General features: G+C 74.8%; 16 protein-coding genes. 8 read left to right on the top strand and 8 right to left on the bottom strand.

The window, feature by feature from the left end:
* Positions 1 to 19 precede the first annotated feature (19 nt).
* A complete protein-coding gene (locus ABZS80_RS16115; RefSeq protein ID WP_355056454.1) occupies positions 20 to 781 on the top strand; it encodes an HAD family hydrolase in 762 nt (253 codons plus the stop codon).
* A 64-nt stretch (positions 782 to 845) separates the two neighbouring features.
* Complete coding sequence (locus tag ABZS80_RS16120) at positions 846 to 2,141, top strand: cation:proton antiporter (protein ID WP_355056456.1); 1,296 nt, start codon at positions 846 to 848, stop codon at positions 2,139 to 2,141.
* On the opposite strand, the gene ABZS80_RS16125 is transcribed toward ABZS80_RS16120, so the two are convergent.
* Together ABZS80_RS16125 and ABZS80_RS16130 are read right to left on the bottom strand one after the other, a co-directional pair.
* Positions 2,091 to 3,146, bottom strand: a complete 1,056-nt coding sequence (locus tag ABZS80_RS16125) for a sensor histidine kinase (RefSeq protein WP_355056458.1) — start codon at positions 3,144 to 3,146, stop codon at positions 2,091 to 2,093. The genes ABZS80_RS16120 and ABZS80_RS16125 overlap by 51 nt on opposite strands.
* 66 nt (positions 3,147 to 3,212) lie before the next feature.
* Complete coding sequence (locus ABZS80_RS16130) at positions 3,213 to 4,160, bottom strand: FAD-dependent oxidoreductase (RefSeq protein ID WP_355056711.1); 948 nt, start codon at positions 4,158 to 4,160, stop codon at positions 3,213 to 3,215.
* A gap of 102 nt (positions 4,161 to 4,262) precedes the next feature.
* Between ABZS80_RS16130 and ABZS80_RS16135 the strand changes: the two genes are divergently transcribed.
* Complete coding sequence (locus ABZS80_RS16135; protein WP_355056460.1) at positions 4,263 to 4,487, top strand: DUF3072 domain-containing protein; 225 nt, start codon at positions 4,263 to 4,265, stop codon at positions 4,485 to 4,487.
* A 1-nt stretch (position 4,488) separates the two neighbouring features.
* On the opposite strand, the gene ABZS80_RS16140 is transcribed toward ABZS80_RS16135, so the two are convergent.
* Together ABZS80_RS16140 and ABZS80_RS16145 are read right to left on the bottom strand one after the other, a co-directional pair.
* Positions 4,489 to 4,989, bottom strand: coding sequence for a metallophosphoesterase (locus ABZS80_RS16140; RefSeq protein WP_355056462.1), 501 nt, complete (start codon positions 4,987 to 4,989; stop codon positions 4,489 to 4,491).
* Between the two features lie 69 nt (positions 4,990 to 5,058).
* The gene (locus ABZS80_RS16145) at positions 5,059 to 6,894 is read right to left on the bottom strand and encodes a glycoside hydrolase family 15 protein (protein WP_355056464.1); all 1,836 of its coding nucleotides are present in this window, start codon (positions 6,892 to 6,894) and stop codon (positions 5,059 to 5,061) included.
* A gap of 109 nt (positions 6,895 to 7,003) precedes the next feature.
* On the opposite strand from ABZS80_RS16145, the gene ABZS80_RS16150 reads away from it, so the two are divergent.
* On the top strand, positions 7,004 to 7,591 hold the full coding sequence (locus ABZS80_RS16150) for a general stress protein (RefSeq protein ID WP_355056466.1): 588 nt from the start codon (positions 7,004 to 7,006) through the stop codon (positions 7,589 to 7,591).
* A gap of 51 nt (positions 7,592 to 7,642) precedes the next feature.
* Here ABZS80_RS16150 and ABZS80_RS16155 read toward each other — a convergent pair whose 3' ends face one another.
* Positions 7,643 to 8,227, bottom strand: coding sequence for a DUF1684 domain-containing protein (locus tag ABZS80_RS16155; protein ID WP_355056468.1), 585 nt, complete (start codon positions 8,225 to 8,227; stop codon positions 7,643 to 7,645).
* Positions 8,228 to 8,354: 127 nt separating this feature from the next.
* On the opposite strand from ABZS80_RS16155, the gene ABZS80_RS16160 reads away from it, so the two are divergent.
* The gene (locus ABZS80_RS16160) at positions 8,355 to 8,837 is read left to right on the top strand and encodes a MarR family transcriptional regulator (RefSeq protein ID WP_151464543.1); all 483 of its coding nucleotides are present in this window, start codon (positions 8,355 to 8,357) and stop codon (positions 8,835 to 8,837) included.
* Between the two features lie 11 nt (positions 8,838 to 8,848).
* Positions 8,849 to 9,835: a pirin family protein gene (locus ABZS80_RS16165; RefSeq protein WP_355056471.1), complete on the top strand. Its 987-nt coding sequence runs from the start codon at positions 8,849 to 8,851 to the stop codon at positions 9,833 to 9,835.
* A 51-nt stretch (positions 9,836 to 9,886) separates the two neighbouring features.
* Here ABZS80_RS16165 and ABZS80_RS16170 read toward each other — a convergent pair whose 3' ends face one another.
* The gene (locus ABZS80_RS16170; RefSeq protein ID WP_255474581.1) at positions 9,887 to 10,015 is read right to left on the bottom strand and encodes a hypothetical protein; all 129 of its coding nucleotides are present in this window, start codon (positions 10,013 to 10,015) and stop codon (positions 9,887 to 9,889) included.
* Between the two features lie 139 nt (positions 10,016 to 10,154).
* Between ABZS80_RS16170 and ABZS80_RS16175 the strand changes: the two genes are divergently transcribed.
* Positions 10,155 to 11,744, top strand: a complete 1,590-nt coding sequence (locus ABZS80_RS16175) for a phospholipase D-like domain-containing protein (RefSeq protein WP_355056713.1) — start codon at positions 10,155 to 10,157, stop codon at positions 11,742 to 11,744.
* Here ABZS80_RS16175 and ABZS80_RS16180 read toward each other — a convergent pair.
* Positions 11,693 to 12,448, bottom strand: coding sequence for a hypothetical protein (locus ABZS80_RS16180; RefSeq protein ID WP_355056473.1), 756 nt, complete (start codon positions 12,446 to 12,448; stop codon positions 11,693 to 11,695). The two genes, ABZS80_RS16175 and ABZS80_RS16180, sit on opposite strands and share 52 nt — an antisense overlap.
* A gap of 355 nt (positions 12,449 to 12,803) precedes the next feature.
* On the opposite strand from ABZS80_RS16180, the gene ABZS80_RS16185 reads away from it, so the two are divergent.
* A complete protein-coding gene (locus tag ABZS80_RS16185; protein ID WP_151464546.1) occupies positions 12,804 to 13,628 on the top strand; it encodes a SigB/SigF/SigG family RNA polymerase sigma factor in 825 nt (274 codons plus the stop codon).
* 92 nt (positions 13,629 to 13,720) lie between these two features.
* Here the strand turns inward: ABZS80_RS16185 and ABZS80_RS16190 are convergent, their stop codons facing one another.
* On the bottom strand, positions 13,721 to 14,452 hold the full coding sequence (locus tag ABZS80_RS16190) for a methyltransferase domain-containing protein (protein ID WP_355056475.1): 732 nt from the start codon (positions 14,450 to 14,452) through the stop codon (positions 13,721 to 13,723).
* Positions 14,453 to 14,512 lie beyond the last annotated feature (60 nt).

Below are 14,512 nucleotides of genomic sequence, written 5' to 3' on the forward strand. Positions count from 1 at the left end.
GGACGGGTAGGAGGGTGCCATGCCTGACGACAACCGCTGCGGCGTCCTCTTCGACGTGGACGGCACCCTGGTCGACACCACGTACCTGCACACGGTGAGCTGGTGGGAGGCGCTCCGCCAGGGCGACCACCGGGTGCCGATGGCGCGGATCCACCGGGCCATCGGGATGGGTTCGGACAAGCTCCTCGACCACCTGCTCGGCGCGGAGCGGGACCGGGAGGCGGACGGCAAGCTGCGCGACACGCACGACGCCCTGTACGCCGAGTACTGGGAGCGGCTCGTGCCGCTGCCCCGGGCCGTGGACCTGCTGCGCGCCTGCGCGGCCCGCGGGCTGCGGGTGGTGCTGGCCACCTCGGCGGCCGAGCACGAGGTGGCCGCCCTGCGGGCCGCCCTCGACGCCGACGACGTGATCGACACGGTGACCTCCTCGGCGGACGCGCAGGAGAGCAAGCCGGCGCCGGACATCCTGGAGGCCGCGCTGGCCCAGTCGGGCCTGGCCGCCGAGCGGGTCGTGTTCGTCGGCGACTCGGTCTGGGACGTCGCGGCCGCCGGCAAGCTGGGCGTGCCCTGCATCGGTCTGACCTGCGGGGGCACCAGCCGCGGCGAGCTGGCGGGCTCGGGCGCCGTGGCCGTCTACGACGACCCGGCCGCGCTGCTGGACGGCCTCGCCGACAGCGCGATCGCCGCCCTCACCGATCCGGCGAGGTCGGTTCGCGCCCCGCGCCGCGCCGGTGACACGGTGACCGGGGCCACCGGTGAGAAGACGGACACGGAGGTATAGCGGGGACCGCTTCGGGGCACTGGTGACCACCTGCCCGCACCGTGGGCGGCGGAAGGGTGGTGCCGTGGAACCGGTCGATGTCGCGTTCGCCCTGCTGGGCGTCGGTGCGCTGCTGGCGGGGATCCTGCCCCGGGTGCTGGAGCGCCGGCCGCTGTCGATGCCGATCGCGTTCCTCGGCCTCGGCATGCTGGTCTTCGTGCTGCCCACCGGGCTGCCGACCCCGGACCCGCTGCGCTGGCCGGAGCTGACGACGCACCTCACCGAGGTCGGCGTGATCGTCGCGCTGATGGGCGCCGGCCTCAAGATCGACCGGCCGTTGAGCTGGGCGCGCTGGTCGTCGACGTGGCGGCTGCTGGCCGTCGCCATGCCGCTGTGCATCGCCGCCGTGGCGGTGCTCGGCTGGTGGTGGGCCGGCCTGGTGCCGGCCGCGGCGCTGCTGCTGGGGGCCGCGCTCGCCCCGACCGACCCGGTGCTCGCCTCCGACGTGCAGGTGGGCGAGCCGACCGACGTGGAGGACTCGGAGGACGAGGTGCGCTTCGCGCTCACCTCCGAGGCGGGGCTGAACGACGGCCTGGCCTTCCCCTTCGTGTACGCGGCCATCGCGATCGCCACCACCAGCCTCGCCCCGGCGGACTGGCTGGCCCACTGGCTCGCCGTCGACGTGCTCTACAAGCTCGCCGTCGGGGTCGGCGGCGGGCTGCTCGTCGGCTGGCTGCTCGGCAAGCTCTTCTTCCGGGCCCCGAGCCACCTGCGGCTGGCCCGACACGCCGAGGGTTTCCTCGCCCTCGCCGCGACCTTCCTGGCGTACGGGCTGGTCGAGGTGGTCGGCGGGTACGGCTTCCTGGCCGTCTTCGTGGCCGCCCGGGCGATCCGCGCGGCGGAGCGCACCCACGAGTTCCACTCCGTGCTGCACGACTTCGCCGAGCAGGTCGAGCGGCTGCTCACCGTGCTGTTGCTGCTGCTCTTCGGCGGCGCGGTGATCGGCGGGCTGCTCGCCCCGCTGACCTGGCCGGCGGCCCTGGTCGGGCTGGCCCTCGTGTTCGTGATCCGGCCGCTGGCCGGCTGGCTGTCGCTGCGCGGCGCGCCGGGCCGCCCGGCGGAGCACTGGGTGATCTCGCTGTTCGGCATCCGCGGCGTGGGCTCGTTCTACTACCTGGCGTACGCCACCAGCAAGACGGAGTTTCCGCAGGCCGAGCTGGTCTGGGCCACGGTCGGCCTGGTGGTGGTGGTCTCCGTCGTGGTGCACGGGATCGCGGCCACGCCGGTCATGCAACTGCTGGACGGGGCCGGCGAGCGGACCCGGGACGCCTCAGATGGGGGCCGGGCGGACGAACCCGCCCTGGACGGCGTCCGGGGCTGACCGGGGCGCCGGCACCGGCCGGGGGGCCGGCAGCTCCAGGTGCAGCCGCACGGTGGTCACGCCGTCGGCGACGTGCACGTCCACCAGGTCGCAGAGCCGGTGCACGAGCAGCAGGCCCCGGCCGCGCACGCCGGTCACCGGCGGCGGGATCCGGCCGGCCAGCGGATCGGCCAGCTCGCCCGGGCCGCTCACCTCGCAGACGAGGTCGCCCGCGGCGGCCCAGCACCGCGCGATGGCCGGCCCGGCGCCGTGGGTGAGCGCGTTGGAGGCCAGCTCGGTGACGGCGATCCGCAGGTCGTCGACCCGTTCCGCGGCGAGCCCGGCGGCCTCGGCGACCGTGGCCACCGCCGCGCGCAGCGCCCCGAGGCCCTCGGGCCGGACCGGCTCGACGTGCGCCCCGTCCGGTGGCGGGGGAAGGGGGCGGGCCAGCCGGCGCAGCACCGCTCCGGGCGGCCGGTAGCCCGTGCTGGGCCGGGCCACTCCCCCGCTGACCAGCCAGGGATGGGTCCGGGCGACGTCGGCGAGCGTCCCGGCCGGCAGCCGGGACCGGTCGAACAGGCAGCGTACGGTGAGCGGCCGCTCGGCGAGGCCCAGATTGATCATCGCCTCGTGCTCGACGCAGTGCCGATGGGCGGCCGGCCGCCGGCCGGGCCAGAGCGACTCGGCGACGACGCGGACCCGGCGGCCGGGGAACCGGTCGACGAAGTCACCCAGCGTGGTGGCGATGATGGCCGCCGGGTTCCGCCCGATCACCGCCATGTCGGCGAGGTCGACGCCGTCCAGCGGGTCGAGCAGCGGGCGGACCAGGGACAGCCGGTCGGTGGGCACGGTGACCAGCACCGGCTCACCGGCGGCCCGTCCGGCTTCGACGAACCTGCGCACGGCGGCGCGGTAGTCCCGGTCGTCGGTGTAGAACAAGGCGTCGTGGCGCAGCCCGCCCTCCGGGAACGGCGACCGGTCGACGCCGGTCCTGCCGTCCCGCGGCCGACCGCCGGCACCGCTCACTGCCCCTGCACCTCCCCGCCGAAGGATACCCGTGGGTAACGGGCCGCCTGCGCGCAGTGGCACCGGTCAGCCACGGTCCGCGAGCAGCCGGGCGACCAGGGCACGGCCCAGGTCCCGGCCGGAGCGCCAGGCGCCCTGCACCCGCGGCCGCCCGAAGGCGTCGCCGGCCAGGCCGATCCCGTCGTCGTCCAGGTGGAAGGGGCCGACGCCGCCGGCGGCCGGCTTCGCGTACGTCCAGCGGTGCACGTGGGTCAGCTCGGCGGGCTCGGGCAGGCCGAACAGGTCGCGGACGGCCTGCTCGATGGCCGGGCCGGCGGCGGTGGGCTGGAGCAGGTGCCCGGAGGCGAACTCTTTGGTGGTGTGCGCGACCAGCACCGGCTCGCCGTCGCCGCGCCGGTCGCCGTCGTCGCAGACCGTGCTCAGCACCGGGTGCTCGTTGACGAACGCCCCCCGGAAGTCCGGCCAGCGGCGGGCCGGGAAGCGCAGCACCCCGGTCAGCGCGGAGGACCAGCGCTGGGCCGCCACCGCCCGGGTGGCCACCGCCAGCGCGGGGTCGAGCAGCAGGGCGGCCTGCGGGCCCGGCATCGCCAGCACGACCGCCTCGGCGGCCCGCCCGTCCACCCGGGGCCCCGGCTCGACGGTCATGACCAGGCGGTTGTGCGCCACCGGCAGGTCACCGGCCAGGTGCTCGACGAGCGAGCGGAGCCCACGCGGGGCGGACCAGCGCACCGGGCCGGCCACCTCCTCGCGCCCCCGCGGCCCGTACGCGACGAGCGTGTCGGTCCACTCCCGGGCCAGGCCGGCGGCCCGCCATCCGTCGACCACGGCGGCGAAGTCGGGGTCGTCGACGGTGAAGTAGGCGGCGCCCAGGTCGGCGGGGCGGCCCTCGAAGCGCTTGCTGGCCATCCGCCCGCCGGTCACCCGGGCCCGTTCCCGGATCTCCACCGGGATGCCGGCCCGGGCCAGCTCGGCCGCGCAGGCCACCCCGGCGATGCCCGCGCCGACCACCACCACACCCGCCCGGTCCGCAGTCACGCAGATGATCGTAGGCGGCGGCCGGCATGAAGACCGGGCGACGGGGGTAGTGGTACACCTGTTCGAGGAAAGGTGATCATCATGGCCGACCGCAGCAACGGCAGCAACGACAACGTCAACCCGGACGCCGCCGTCAAGGACCCGGACGACTGGGTCACCGGCGACGAGCCGCCGACCGCGGCGCAGGAGTCGTACCTGCACACCCTGGCCCGGGAGGCGGGCGAGGAGGTGCCGGACGGGCTGACCAAGGCCGAGGCGTCCCGCCGGATCGACGAGCTCCAGGCGGAGACCGGTCGCGGCCGGTGAGTCAGCGCGGGGGCAGGCGGTGCAGCTCGACCCGGTCGAGCCGCCCCGCCGCTACCCGCGCCGTCAGGTAGGTGGCGTGCGGCTGGGCCCGCCGGTCGGTGGGTGAGCCGGGGTTGAGCAGCCGCAGGCCGCCCGGGGCCACGCTGTCCCACGGGATGTGGGAGTGCCCGAACACCAGCAGGTCGCAGTCGCCGTAGGCGGCGGCGCAGCGCTCCTCCCGGCGGGTCTTCGGCCCGGTCTCGTGCACCACGGCGACGCGCAGCCCGTCCAGTTCCACCCGGGCGACCTCCGGCAGCCGGGCGCGCAGGGGCGGCCCGTCGTTGTTGCCGTGGACGCCGACCAGCCGGCGCGCCCGGCCCTCCAGGGCGTCCAGCAGCGACACGTCGACCCAGTCGCCGGCGTGCAGCACCACGTCGGCGGCCTCGACCGCCGCCCAGAGCGGCGCGGGCAGATCCCGCGCCCGCTTCGGCACGTGCGTGTCGGCCATGATGACCAGCTCCATCCCCTGATCCTGCCCGCCGCCGGGCGCGCTGTCGCGGCGGCGCCCGCACCAGGACCGGTCCCGGGGCCCTCAGGCGCCCCGGTCCTCCATGACATCGGTCGGCACGTCCGCCCCGCCGGTCCGGCCGCCGAGCCGGCCGGCGGCCGCGGTGATCCGGCCCGCGGCGTTGATGAGGCCGATGTGCGAGAATGCCTGCGGGAAGTTGCCCAACTGCTCACCGGTGGTCTCGTCGATCTGCTCGGCATAGAGGCCCAGGTCGTTGACCCGCGCGGCGAGCTGCGCGAAAAGCCGGCGGGCGCGGTCCAGCTCGCCGGCCTCGGCCAGGCCGGCGGCCAGCCAGAACGAGCAGATGAGGAAGCCCGCCGGGTCGTCGTTCCAGCGGCGCAGCAGGCCGTTGCGGGACAGCCGGCGCTCGACCAGGTCGATCGTGGCACGCATCCGGGGGTCCGCGGCGGGCAGGAAGCCGACCAGCGGCATGATCAGCACCGAGGCGTCGAGCTCGTCGGAGTCGAAGGCGCCGGTGTACGCGCCGACCCGGTCGTTCCAGCCCCGGTGGAGCACCGCCGCGCGCACCTCGTCGCGGGCGGCCGCCCACCGTGTTACGTCGGCGGGTTCGCCGATCCGGGGTCCGAACCGGACAGCCCGGTCCAGCGCGGTCCAGCACTGCACCTTGGACGACACGTAGTGCCGCTCGGCGTCGCGCGCCTCCCAGATCCCGGCGTCGGGCCGGCGCCACTGCCCCACCGCCTGGTCGGCGAGGTCGTGCAGCAGTTGTCGCACCTCCCGGGACATCGGGTCGAGGTAGTACCGCATGAGCCACGCGGCGTCGAGTACCTCGCCCAGCACGTCGGTCTGCCGCTGCCGCCAGGCCTCGTTGCCCACCACGACCGGCCGGCTGCCGGCGTAGCCGGCGAGATGGTCGAGGGGGTGCTCGCTGAGGTCCCGCTCGCCCTCGACGCCGTACATGATCGGCACCGGCTCGTCGCCGATCCGGCCCATGGCCCGGGCCACCCAGCTGAACTGCCGGTCCGCCTCGTCCGGGCAGGCGGCCAGCCAGAGCGCCTGGAGGGTGAGGCTGAAGTCCCGCAGCCAGACGAACCGGTAGTCGTAGTTGCGGTCCCCGCCCAGCTCCTCCGGGATCGAGGTGGTGGCGGCCGCGACCACCGCCCCGCTGGGCCCGTAGGTCATGCCCTGCACCACCATGGCGCTGCGGCGGACCAGGTCGCGGTACTCGCCGTGGTAGTCGTGCAGGCCGGCCCACGAACGCCAGCCGGCGACGGTATCGGCCAGCACCTGGTCGGCGTCGGGCAGCGCCGGCGCGCCGCCGGAGTAGGTCGGGGCGTACCCGAGGGTGAAGTGGTGGGTGCTGCCGGCACGGGCGGTGAACCGCCCGGACGCGGCGCCCTCGCCGCAGGTCAACGGCACGTTGGTGCGCAGCTCCAGCCGGCACGCGCCGGCCGTCGCCCCGATCACCCCGGCGGTGTCGGTGAAATACGCGTTGACCCGGCCGTACTCGAAGCGCGGGGCGTAGTCGACCCGCATCGGCACCTCGCCGGTGAGCCCCTCGACCACCCGGGCGAGCACCCGCGGTGACCGCAGCCCGATCCGGTGCCCGCGCGCGCCGGGCTCCAGCGCCAGGGCGTCGGTGACGGCCGCCGTCCCGGTCGCGGTGGTGAAGACGGTACGCAGCACGAGCGTGTCGTCCAGGTAGGACCGGGTGCTGGTGAACCCGCCCACGGGCCGGATGCTCCAGTGCCCGGCCGCGTCGTCGAGCAGCCGGCCGAACACCGACGGGGCGTCGAAGCGGGGCGGGCACCACCAGTTGACCGCGCCGGCCCGGTCGACCAGGGCGGCGCTGTGCCCGTCGGCGAGGAAACCGTGCTCGCTGATCCGTCCGGTCCGCACGGGGTTGGCTACCCGGCCCGGCGGTGGCCATGCGCCGCCATCGGTCCGGACGGGCGCGTTACCGCCCGACGCGGGTGGGAACGCGGCGGGTTGACGAAGGAGGATGCTCATGACCAGTTCCTCGAGTCCGACCGCCGCCTGGCGGCCCGGGATGCCGGGCAGCGACAACCTCCCGTCCGGTCCGAGCGGCCGCCCGTCGCCGCCCAGCGGGGACGGACACGGGCCGCAGGCCGGTCCGCCGACCGTCACGATCGGGTCGTACCCGGACTATCCGTCCGCGCAGCGGGTGGTGGACTATCTGGCCGACAACCGGTTCCCGGTGGAACGCACGGCGATCGTGGGGACGAACCTCACCCTGGTCGAGACCGTGCTGGGCCGGTTGAGCACGGGCCGGGCCGCCCTGCTGGGTGCGGGCACCGGCGCCTGGTTCGGCCTGTTCATCGGGTTGCTCTTCGGCATCTTCACCGCGGGGAACTGGCTCGCAGTGATCCTGGTGGGCCTGGTGATCGGCGCGATCTGGGGCGCCGTGTTCGGCGCGGTGGCCCACGCCATGACCGGGGGCCAGCGCGACTTCACCTCGGCCAGTTCGCTGCGGGCCAGCCAGTACGCGGTCACCGTGGACGCGGACGTGGCCGACCAGGCCCGGCAGCTGCTCGGCCGGATGCACCTGACCCCGACCGGCACCACCGCCCGCTGACCGGTCGGTCCCCGACGCCCCGGCGCACCGTCGCGCCGGGGCGTCCCGCGGTCAGTGGTACGCCCGCTCGCCGGCCCGGATCGGGACGTCGACCCGGTTCTCCGGCGGGGCCAGCGGGCAGGCCCACCGGTCGTCGTAGGCGCAGCTCGGGTTGTAGAGGTAGTTGGCGTCGAGCCGGACCCGGTTGCCGGGCAGCACGGTCAGGCCGCGCCCGAACGTCCCCTTCACCGTGTCGGTGAGGTAACGCCCACCCCCGTACGCCCCGGCGCCGCAGGTGGCGTCGCGCACCGGGAGGAACAGCCCGCCCCCGTACGCCTCGATCCACCACAGGGTGAGCGGCCCCCAGGGCGTCTCGGCGACCGCCACCCGCCGGTACCGCACCACCCCGTCGGGCCCGCCGGTGTCGATGCTCTCGGTGCCCGAGGCGGGGCGCAGGGGCGCCTCGACAACGGCCGACGGGTCGGGTGGGAACCAGCGCAGCCCGGTGAAGCCGGGCCGGTCGGCGGCCGGCAGGGGACTGCTGGGGTGGCTGCGGAACAGCTCGTCCCTGGCGGCCCGGAAGCCTTCCAGGTCGAGGTCGGAGAGGTAGAGCCGGGCCACCCGCTCACGCCAGTCCTGCACGTCGAGATCATCCACCCTCCGACCCTAGCCCGGCCCACTGGTTCAGATTCGAAAATTCCCGCCGCGGCGCCCGCGCTGTTGCGCGGCTCACCACGGCGAACGAGGATTTGTTTAAATTTTAAGTAGTGCTACTGTCGTAGCCATGACGGAGAGCCTGGACCCCGAGCGGTTGGCCTGCTGGCGCGCCTACATCGAAGCGAGCCAGCGGCTGTTCACCCAGCTCGAGGACGACCTGCGCGCCGACAGCGAGCTGAGCTTCGCCGACTACCACGTGCTGGTGCTGCTCTCCGAGGCGCCCGGCCAGCGGCTGCGGATGGGCGAGCTGGCCGGCCGGCTGGTGTTCTCGCCGAGCCGGCTGACGTACCAGATCTCCTCGATGCAGAAGCGCGGCCTGGTGGCCCGGGAGTCGTGCCCGGACGACCGGCGCGGCAGCGAGGCGGTGCTCACCGCCGCCGGGCTGCTGACCCTGCGCGAGGCCGCGCCGCACCACCGGCGCTCCGCGCGCACCCACCTGATCGACGACCTCGACGACGCCGAGGTCGCCTGCCTCACCCGGGTCTTCGAGCGGCTCGGCCGGCGCCTCCGCGCCGACCGCGACGCGTCGTCCACCCCGGCCGACAACTAAGGAGACCCGAGATGCCCGCGATCACCGTCGACGACGTCCTCGTCCTGCCCCGCCTGCCGCAGCTCGGCGAGTCCACCACCTACCGGCCGGTCCGCCGGCTCGCCACCGCGCCCAGCGGCTACGAGGGCGAGGGCTTCCCGGTCCGCCGGGCCTTCGCCGGGGTCCCCATGACCGAGCTGGACCCGTTCATCCACCTCGACCAGATGGGCGAGGTGGACTACGCGCCGGGCGAGCCGAAGGGCACCCCGTGGCACCCCCACCGGGGCTTCGAGACGGTGACCTACATGATCGACGGGATCATGGACCACCAGGACTCGCAGGGCGGCGGCGGCACCATCACCGACGGCGACACCCAGTGGATGACCGCGGGTCGCGGCCTGCTGCACATCGAGGCGCCGCCGGAGCACCTGGTGATGAGCGGCGGCCTCTTCCACGGCCTCCAGCTCTGGGTCAACCTGCCCCGTGTGGCGAAGATGAACCCGCCGCGCTACCAGGACATCCGCGGGAAGGAGTCCGCGCTGCTGACCACGCCCGACGGCGGCGCGCTGATCCGGGTGATCGCCGGCGAGATCGCCGGGCACCAGGGCCCCGGTTCGACCCACACCCCGATCACCATCGCGCACGTGACCCTCCAGCCCGGGGCCGAGCTGAACCTGCCCTGGCGGCCGGACTTCAACGCGCTGGTCTACGTGCTGGCCGGCCGGGGCACGGTGGGCACCGACCGGCGGCCGGTCCACCTCGGCCAGCTCGCCGTGCACGGGCCGGGCGACGCGCTGCGGGTCACCGCGGACGCGCGGCAGGACGCCAACACCCCGGCGCTGGAGCTCTACATCATGGGCGGCCAGCCGATCCGCGAGCCGGTGGCGCACTACGGCCCGTTCGTGATGAACACCCGCGCCGAGCTGGTCCAGGCGGTCGAGGACTACCAGGCCGGCCGGCTCGGGGTCATCCCGGCCGAGCGGCTGCCGCACAGCGGCGGCGAGGGCGACCGCCCCTGACCCGCTCCGCGCGACGGGCGTCCCGGTTCACCGGGGCGCCCGTCGCCGTTCTCAGGAGACGGCGAAGATCCCGGCAACGCCGAGGATCACCATCAACAGGACCGCCACGAGCGCACCCCGTTCCCCCTCCACCGCCTGCTCGCGGTATTCGGTCACGGTGTTCGGCGTCTCGGCGGGCATGTTGTGGCCTCCTCGGTTTCGCGATCCAGGGGTCCGGCGCACCCCCACGCGAGCACCGGGCCGACCGGGGACGGTCGGCGTGCGGGGCCGTGCCGGGGGTCCTACCGTGAGGACGATGTCGACCTCGGAGGGCTGGAACGTGGCGATGCGGGACTGGTTCCTCTCCGCACAGGAACGCGCCAACCCACGGTCTGAGTTACCCGTCTGGACGAGCGGAAACCTCGTCGAGCCGTTGATTCACGGCGGCGCGTACTTCGACCGGCTGGTCAGTGAGGTGGATCACCTCCAGGCCGGTGACCATCTCTTCTTCACCGACTGGCGCGGCGACCCGGACGAGCGGATGCGGCCGGACGGCCCGACGGTGGTGCAGCTGTTCGCCCGGGCCGCCCAGCGCGGCGTGGTGGTCAAGGGCCTGATCTGGCGCTCCCACCTCGACGTCCTCTCCTACAGCGAGGAGGAGAACCGCGACCTCAGCGAGGTGATCCGCGCCGCCGGCGGGGAGGTGCTGCTCGACCAGCGGGTCCGCCGGGGCGGCTCGCACCACCAGAAGCTGGTGGTGCTGCGCCACCCCGGCGCCCCGGAGCGGGACATCGCGTTCGCCGGCGGGATCGACCTCTGCCACAGCCGGCGGGACGACGCGGCGCACGGCGGCGACCCGCAGGCGGTCGCCATGTCCCCGCGGTACGGCCCGCACCCGCCCTGGCACGACGTCCAGCTCGCGCTGCGCGGACCGGTGGTCGGCGCGCTGGACACCACCTTCCGGGAGCGGTGGACCGACCCCATGCCGCTGGACTCGGAGAACCCGATGGCGTACCTGCGGGACCGGCTGCGCGGCTCGGACCTGAGCCCGGACCCGCTGCCCGACCAGCCCGCCGACCCGCCGCCGTGCGGGCCGCACCACGTCCAGGTGCTGCGCACCTACCCGGCCGTGCGCCCGCGCTACTCGTTCGCCCCGGACGGCGAGCGCACGGTGGCCCGCGGCTACACCAAGGCGGTCCGCCGGGCCCGCCGGTTGATCTACCTGGAGGACCAGTACCTCTGGTCGACCGAGGTGGCCGACCTCTTCGCCCGGGCGCTGCGCGAGCAGCCGGAGCTGCACCTGATGGCCGTCGTGCCCCGGCACCCCGACGTGGACGGCCGGTTGGCGCTGCCGCCGAACATGGTCGGCCGCTCGCAGGCCCTCGAGCTCTGCCACCGGGCCGCCCCCGACCGGGTGCACGTCTTCGACGTGGAGAACCACGAGGGCACCCCGGTCTACGTGCACGCGAAGGTCTGCGTGGTGGACGACGTGTGGGCCAGCGTGGGCAGCGACAACTTCAACCGCCGCTCGTGGACCCACGACAGCGAGCTGTCCTGCGCGGTGCTGGACGACACCCGGGACGAGCGGGCCCCGACCGACCCGGCGGGCCTGGGCGACGGCGCCCGGGTGTTCGCCCGGGAGCTGCGGCTGCGGTTGTGGCGGGAACACCTGGACCGGGACCCGGACGGCGGGGACGACCACGACCTGCTCGACCCGGCGGACGCGGTCGCGGCGATCACCTCGGCGGCGGCGGAGCTGGAGCGGTGGCACGAGTCCGGGCGGGTCGGGCCCCGGCCGCCGGGGCGGCTGCGACCGCACCGGCCGGAGCGGCTGCCGTGGCGCACCCGGCTCTGGGCGCTGCCGGCGTACCGGCTGGTCTACGACCCGGACGGCAGGCCGCTGCGGGCCCGGCGCGCCGGCACCTGGTGAGCCGCCGCGACCGGCTCGCCGGTGGGCAGCGGCTCGTCCAGGGCGTTGGGTCGGGCCGGGTACGCGAACGACACCCGGGGTGAGTAGAAGCCCCAGCAGACCTGCAGCGGGTTGGCCGGCCGGAGCGCGTAGACCGGGTGTTCCGGGGCGAGGAACTCCACCGACTCGACCTCGAACGGCGACACCGGCTCGGCCACGTACGGGTAGTCCGCGACGATCATCTCGCCGTCGCGGGCGGTGAGGTAGCGGTGGTGGCCGTTGTGCGCCTCGGTGCCGGTGTGCCCGACCCCGGCGGTCACCTGGATGAGCGGCCGCCCGTCGGCCCACGTCTCGGCGGTGAGCCGCTCGCCCCGCACGTCGACCAGGGTCTCCCCGGGCACGGCGGGAGCGCCCCGGGCCGAGGCGTACTGCCGGACGCGCGAGCTGGAGGCGAGGTAGTGGGTCCACCACCCACCGGGCGTCTCACCGTCGGGCGGGTCCATGTCCGCGAGTGAGACACCGAGGAAGGTCAGCGAGTACGCGCCGAACCCGGAGGTCTGCGTCTCGTCGTCGACGACGTACTGGCAGAGGAACACCTGGCGGTCCGGGCGCGGGCGGAGACCGGCCGGTACGAGCGCCGCGACCGCGTCGGGGTCCGCCGGGAGCCAGCTGAACAGCAGGGTCCGGGCGTTGACGACGAGTTGCGGAGCGGCGGGATCGAGCACGGTGCCTCCGTAGACGTGTACACCTGGACGCTACGGGCGGTCCCGTCTGCGGGACAACGACGGAAAGGCGACAGTGTGAGCCAACTGTCGGGTTTCACGTTGACCGGTCGGCCCGGGCCATCGGCCGTCCGGTCAGTCGGGTCCGGCCGCCTCGCCCCGCCGCACCGGTCGGCCATCCGAGGGTTTCTGCCCCGCTTCAGCCGCTTCATGCCTGGACACGGCATAAGTACATCGTACTTTCGGCTAGATTTCCTCCGGCCGATCAGGCTAAGGTGGCTTCCGAACGGCCAAACTGAAGCTAAACCAAAGCGTCACGTCTTTTTGTTTCGCGGACGAGGTGCAGGGAGGACCACCCATGACCGCGCACACGATCAGCGAGCCGGCGACGACAACGCCGTCCACCTCCGAGAAGCTCGACCCGCGGGCGCTCACCGACAGCGCCGCGGACCTGCTCAACGCGATGGCGGCGCTCCCCGCCCACCACCCGTCGCGCGCCGCGCTGCGCGACCGGGCGATCGAGGCCTGGCTGCCTCTCGCCAACCACCTCGCCCACCGCTACAGCGGCCGCGGCGAGCCCACCGACGACCTTGCGCAGACCGCCGCCGTCGGCCTGATCAAGGCGATCGACAAGTTCGACCCGTCCCGCGGCGTCGACTTCGCCGGCTACGCCATCCCGACCATCATCGGCGAGCTGAAGCGCCACTTCCGCGACCGCACCTGGGACATCCGGGTGCCGCGCCGCCTCCAGGAGCTGCGGCTGGCCATCTCCGACGCCAACAGCACGCTGCTCCAGACCCTGGGCCGCTCGCCGACGGTCGCCGACATCGCCGGCCACCTCAACCTCACCGAGGAAGAGGTCCTGGAGGGCCTGGAGGGCGCCCGCGCCTACAACGCGGTGTCGCTGTCCACCCCGACCGGCGACGGCGACCGCGCCACCGAGCTGGGCGACATGCTCGGCGGCGAGGACGGCGAGTTCGAGCTGGCCGAGCTGCGCGTCGCCCTCGGGCCGGCGCTGGCCACGCTCGACGAGCGTGAGCAGAAGATCCTCACGCTGCGCTTCTACGGCAACCTGACCCAGTCGCAGATCGCCGAGCAGATCGGCGTCTCGCAGATGCACGTGTCCCGGCTGCTGGCCCGGGCGCTCACGAAGCTGCGCGGGCAGCTCGACGGAACGTACTAGGGGGTGGCGGCGGTGGCCGGGTCGGCGGGCCCGGTCACCGTTCACGACCACTCGGGCCCGGTCGGCGGTGCGCCGGCCGGGCCGTTCCGTGTTCAGCGCAGCACCAGCAGGTCCAGCGCGTCGACCACCGGCGCGTGCGGGGCCCGCAGCGCCGCCGCGCGCAGCCGGCGCACGCCCCGGTCGTAGTCGGCGTCGTCCAGCAGCACCAGCGGGGTGTGCGCGGCGCGGCGCAGCCCCTCGGCCGCCGCCCGGAGCGAGCGGGCGCTGACCTGCGGCACCGGCTCCAGCGCCACCGGGGCGAACCCGGCCGTCTCGAACGCCGCGCAGACCTCGGCCACCGACGGATAGCCCTCCACGACCCGCAGCGCCTCCGGGAACCAGCGGAACAGCGTGACGCCGCCGCCCCGGCCGGCGAAGACCGACCGGATCAGCACCGGCGCGCCGGGCCGCAGCACCCGGCGCAGCTCGGCGGCGACCGCCGGCAGGTCGGGCAGGTGGTGCACCACCGTGGAGAGCCACGCGCCGTCCAGGCCGGCCGCCGCGAGGGGCAGCGCCTCCGCCCGCCCGGCCACCATCCCCGGGTACGCCGAGCGGGCCCGCATCGCCGCCGCCGGCTCGACCGCCACCACGTCCACGCCGTACCAGGCCCGGAAGGCGGCGGCCCACTCGCCGGTGCCCGCCCCCACGTCGAGCACCCGGTCGCCCGGTCCGACGGGCAGGTGCCGGGACACCGCGGCGCGCCAGCTCGCCAGGCCGCCGGCCGGCAGGTGCCGGGTGGCCGCGAAGGCGGCGGCCGAGGCCTCGTCGTACGCCATCATCGCCATGACCGTCACTCCACGCGAGGAAACGGTCACGGTCAATGTGAGAAGGGGAACAGGACCCCG

Origin of the sequence: Micromonospora sp. NPDC005305, from assembly GCF_040607315.1 — a bacterium.
Classification (GTDB): domain Bacteria; phylum Actinomycetota; class Actinomycetes; order Mycobacteriales; family Micromonosporaceae; genus Micromonospora.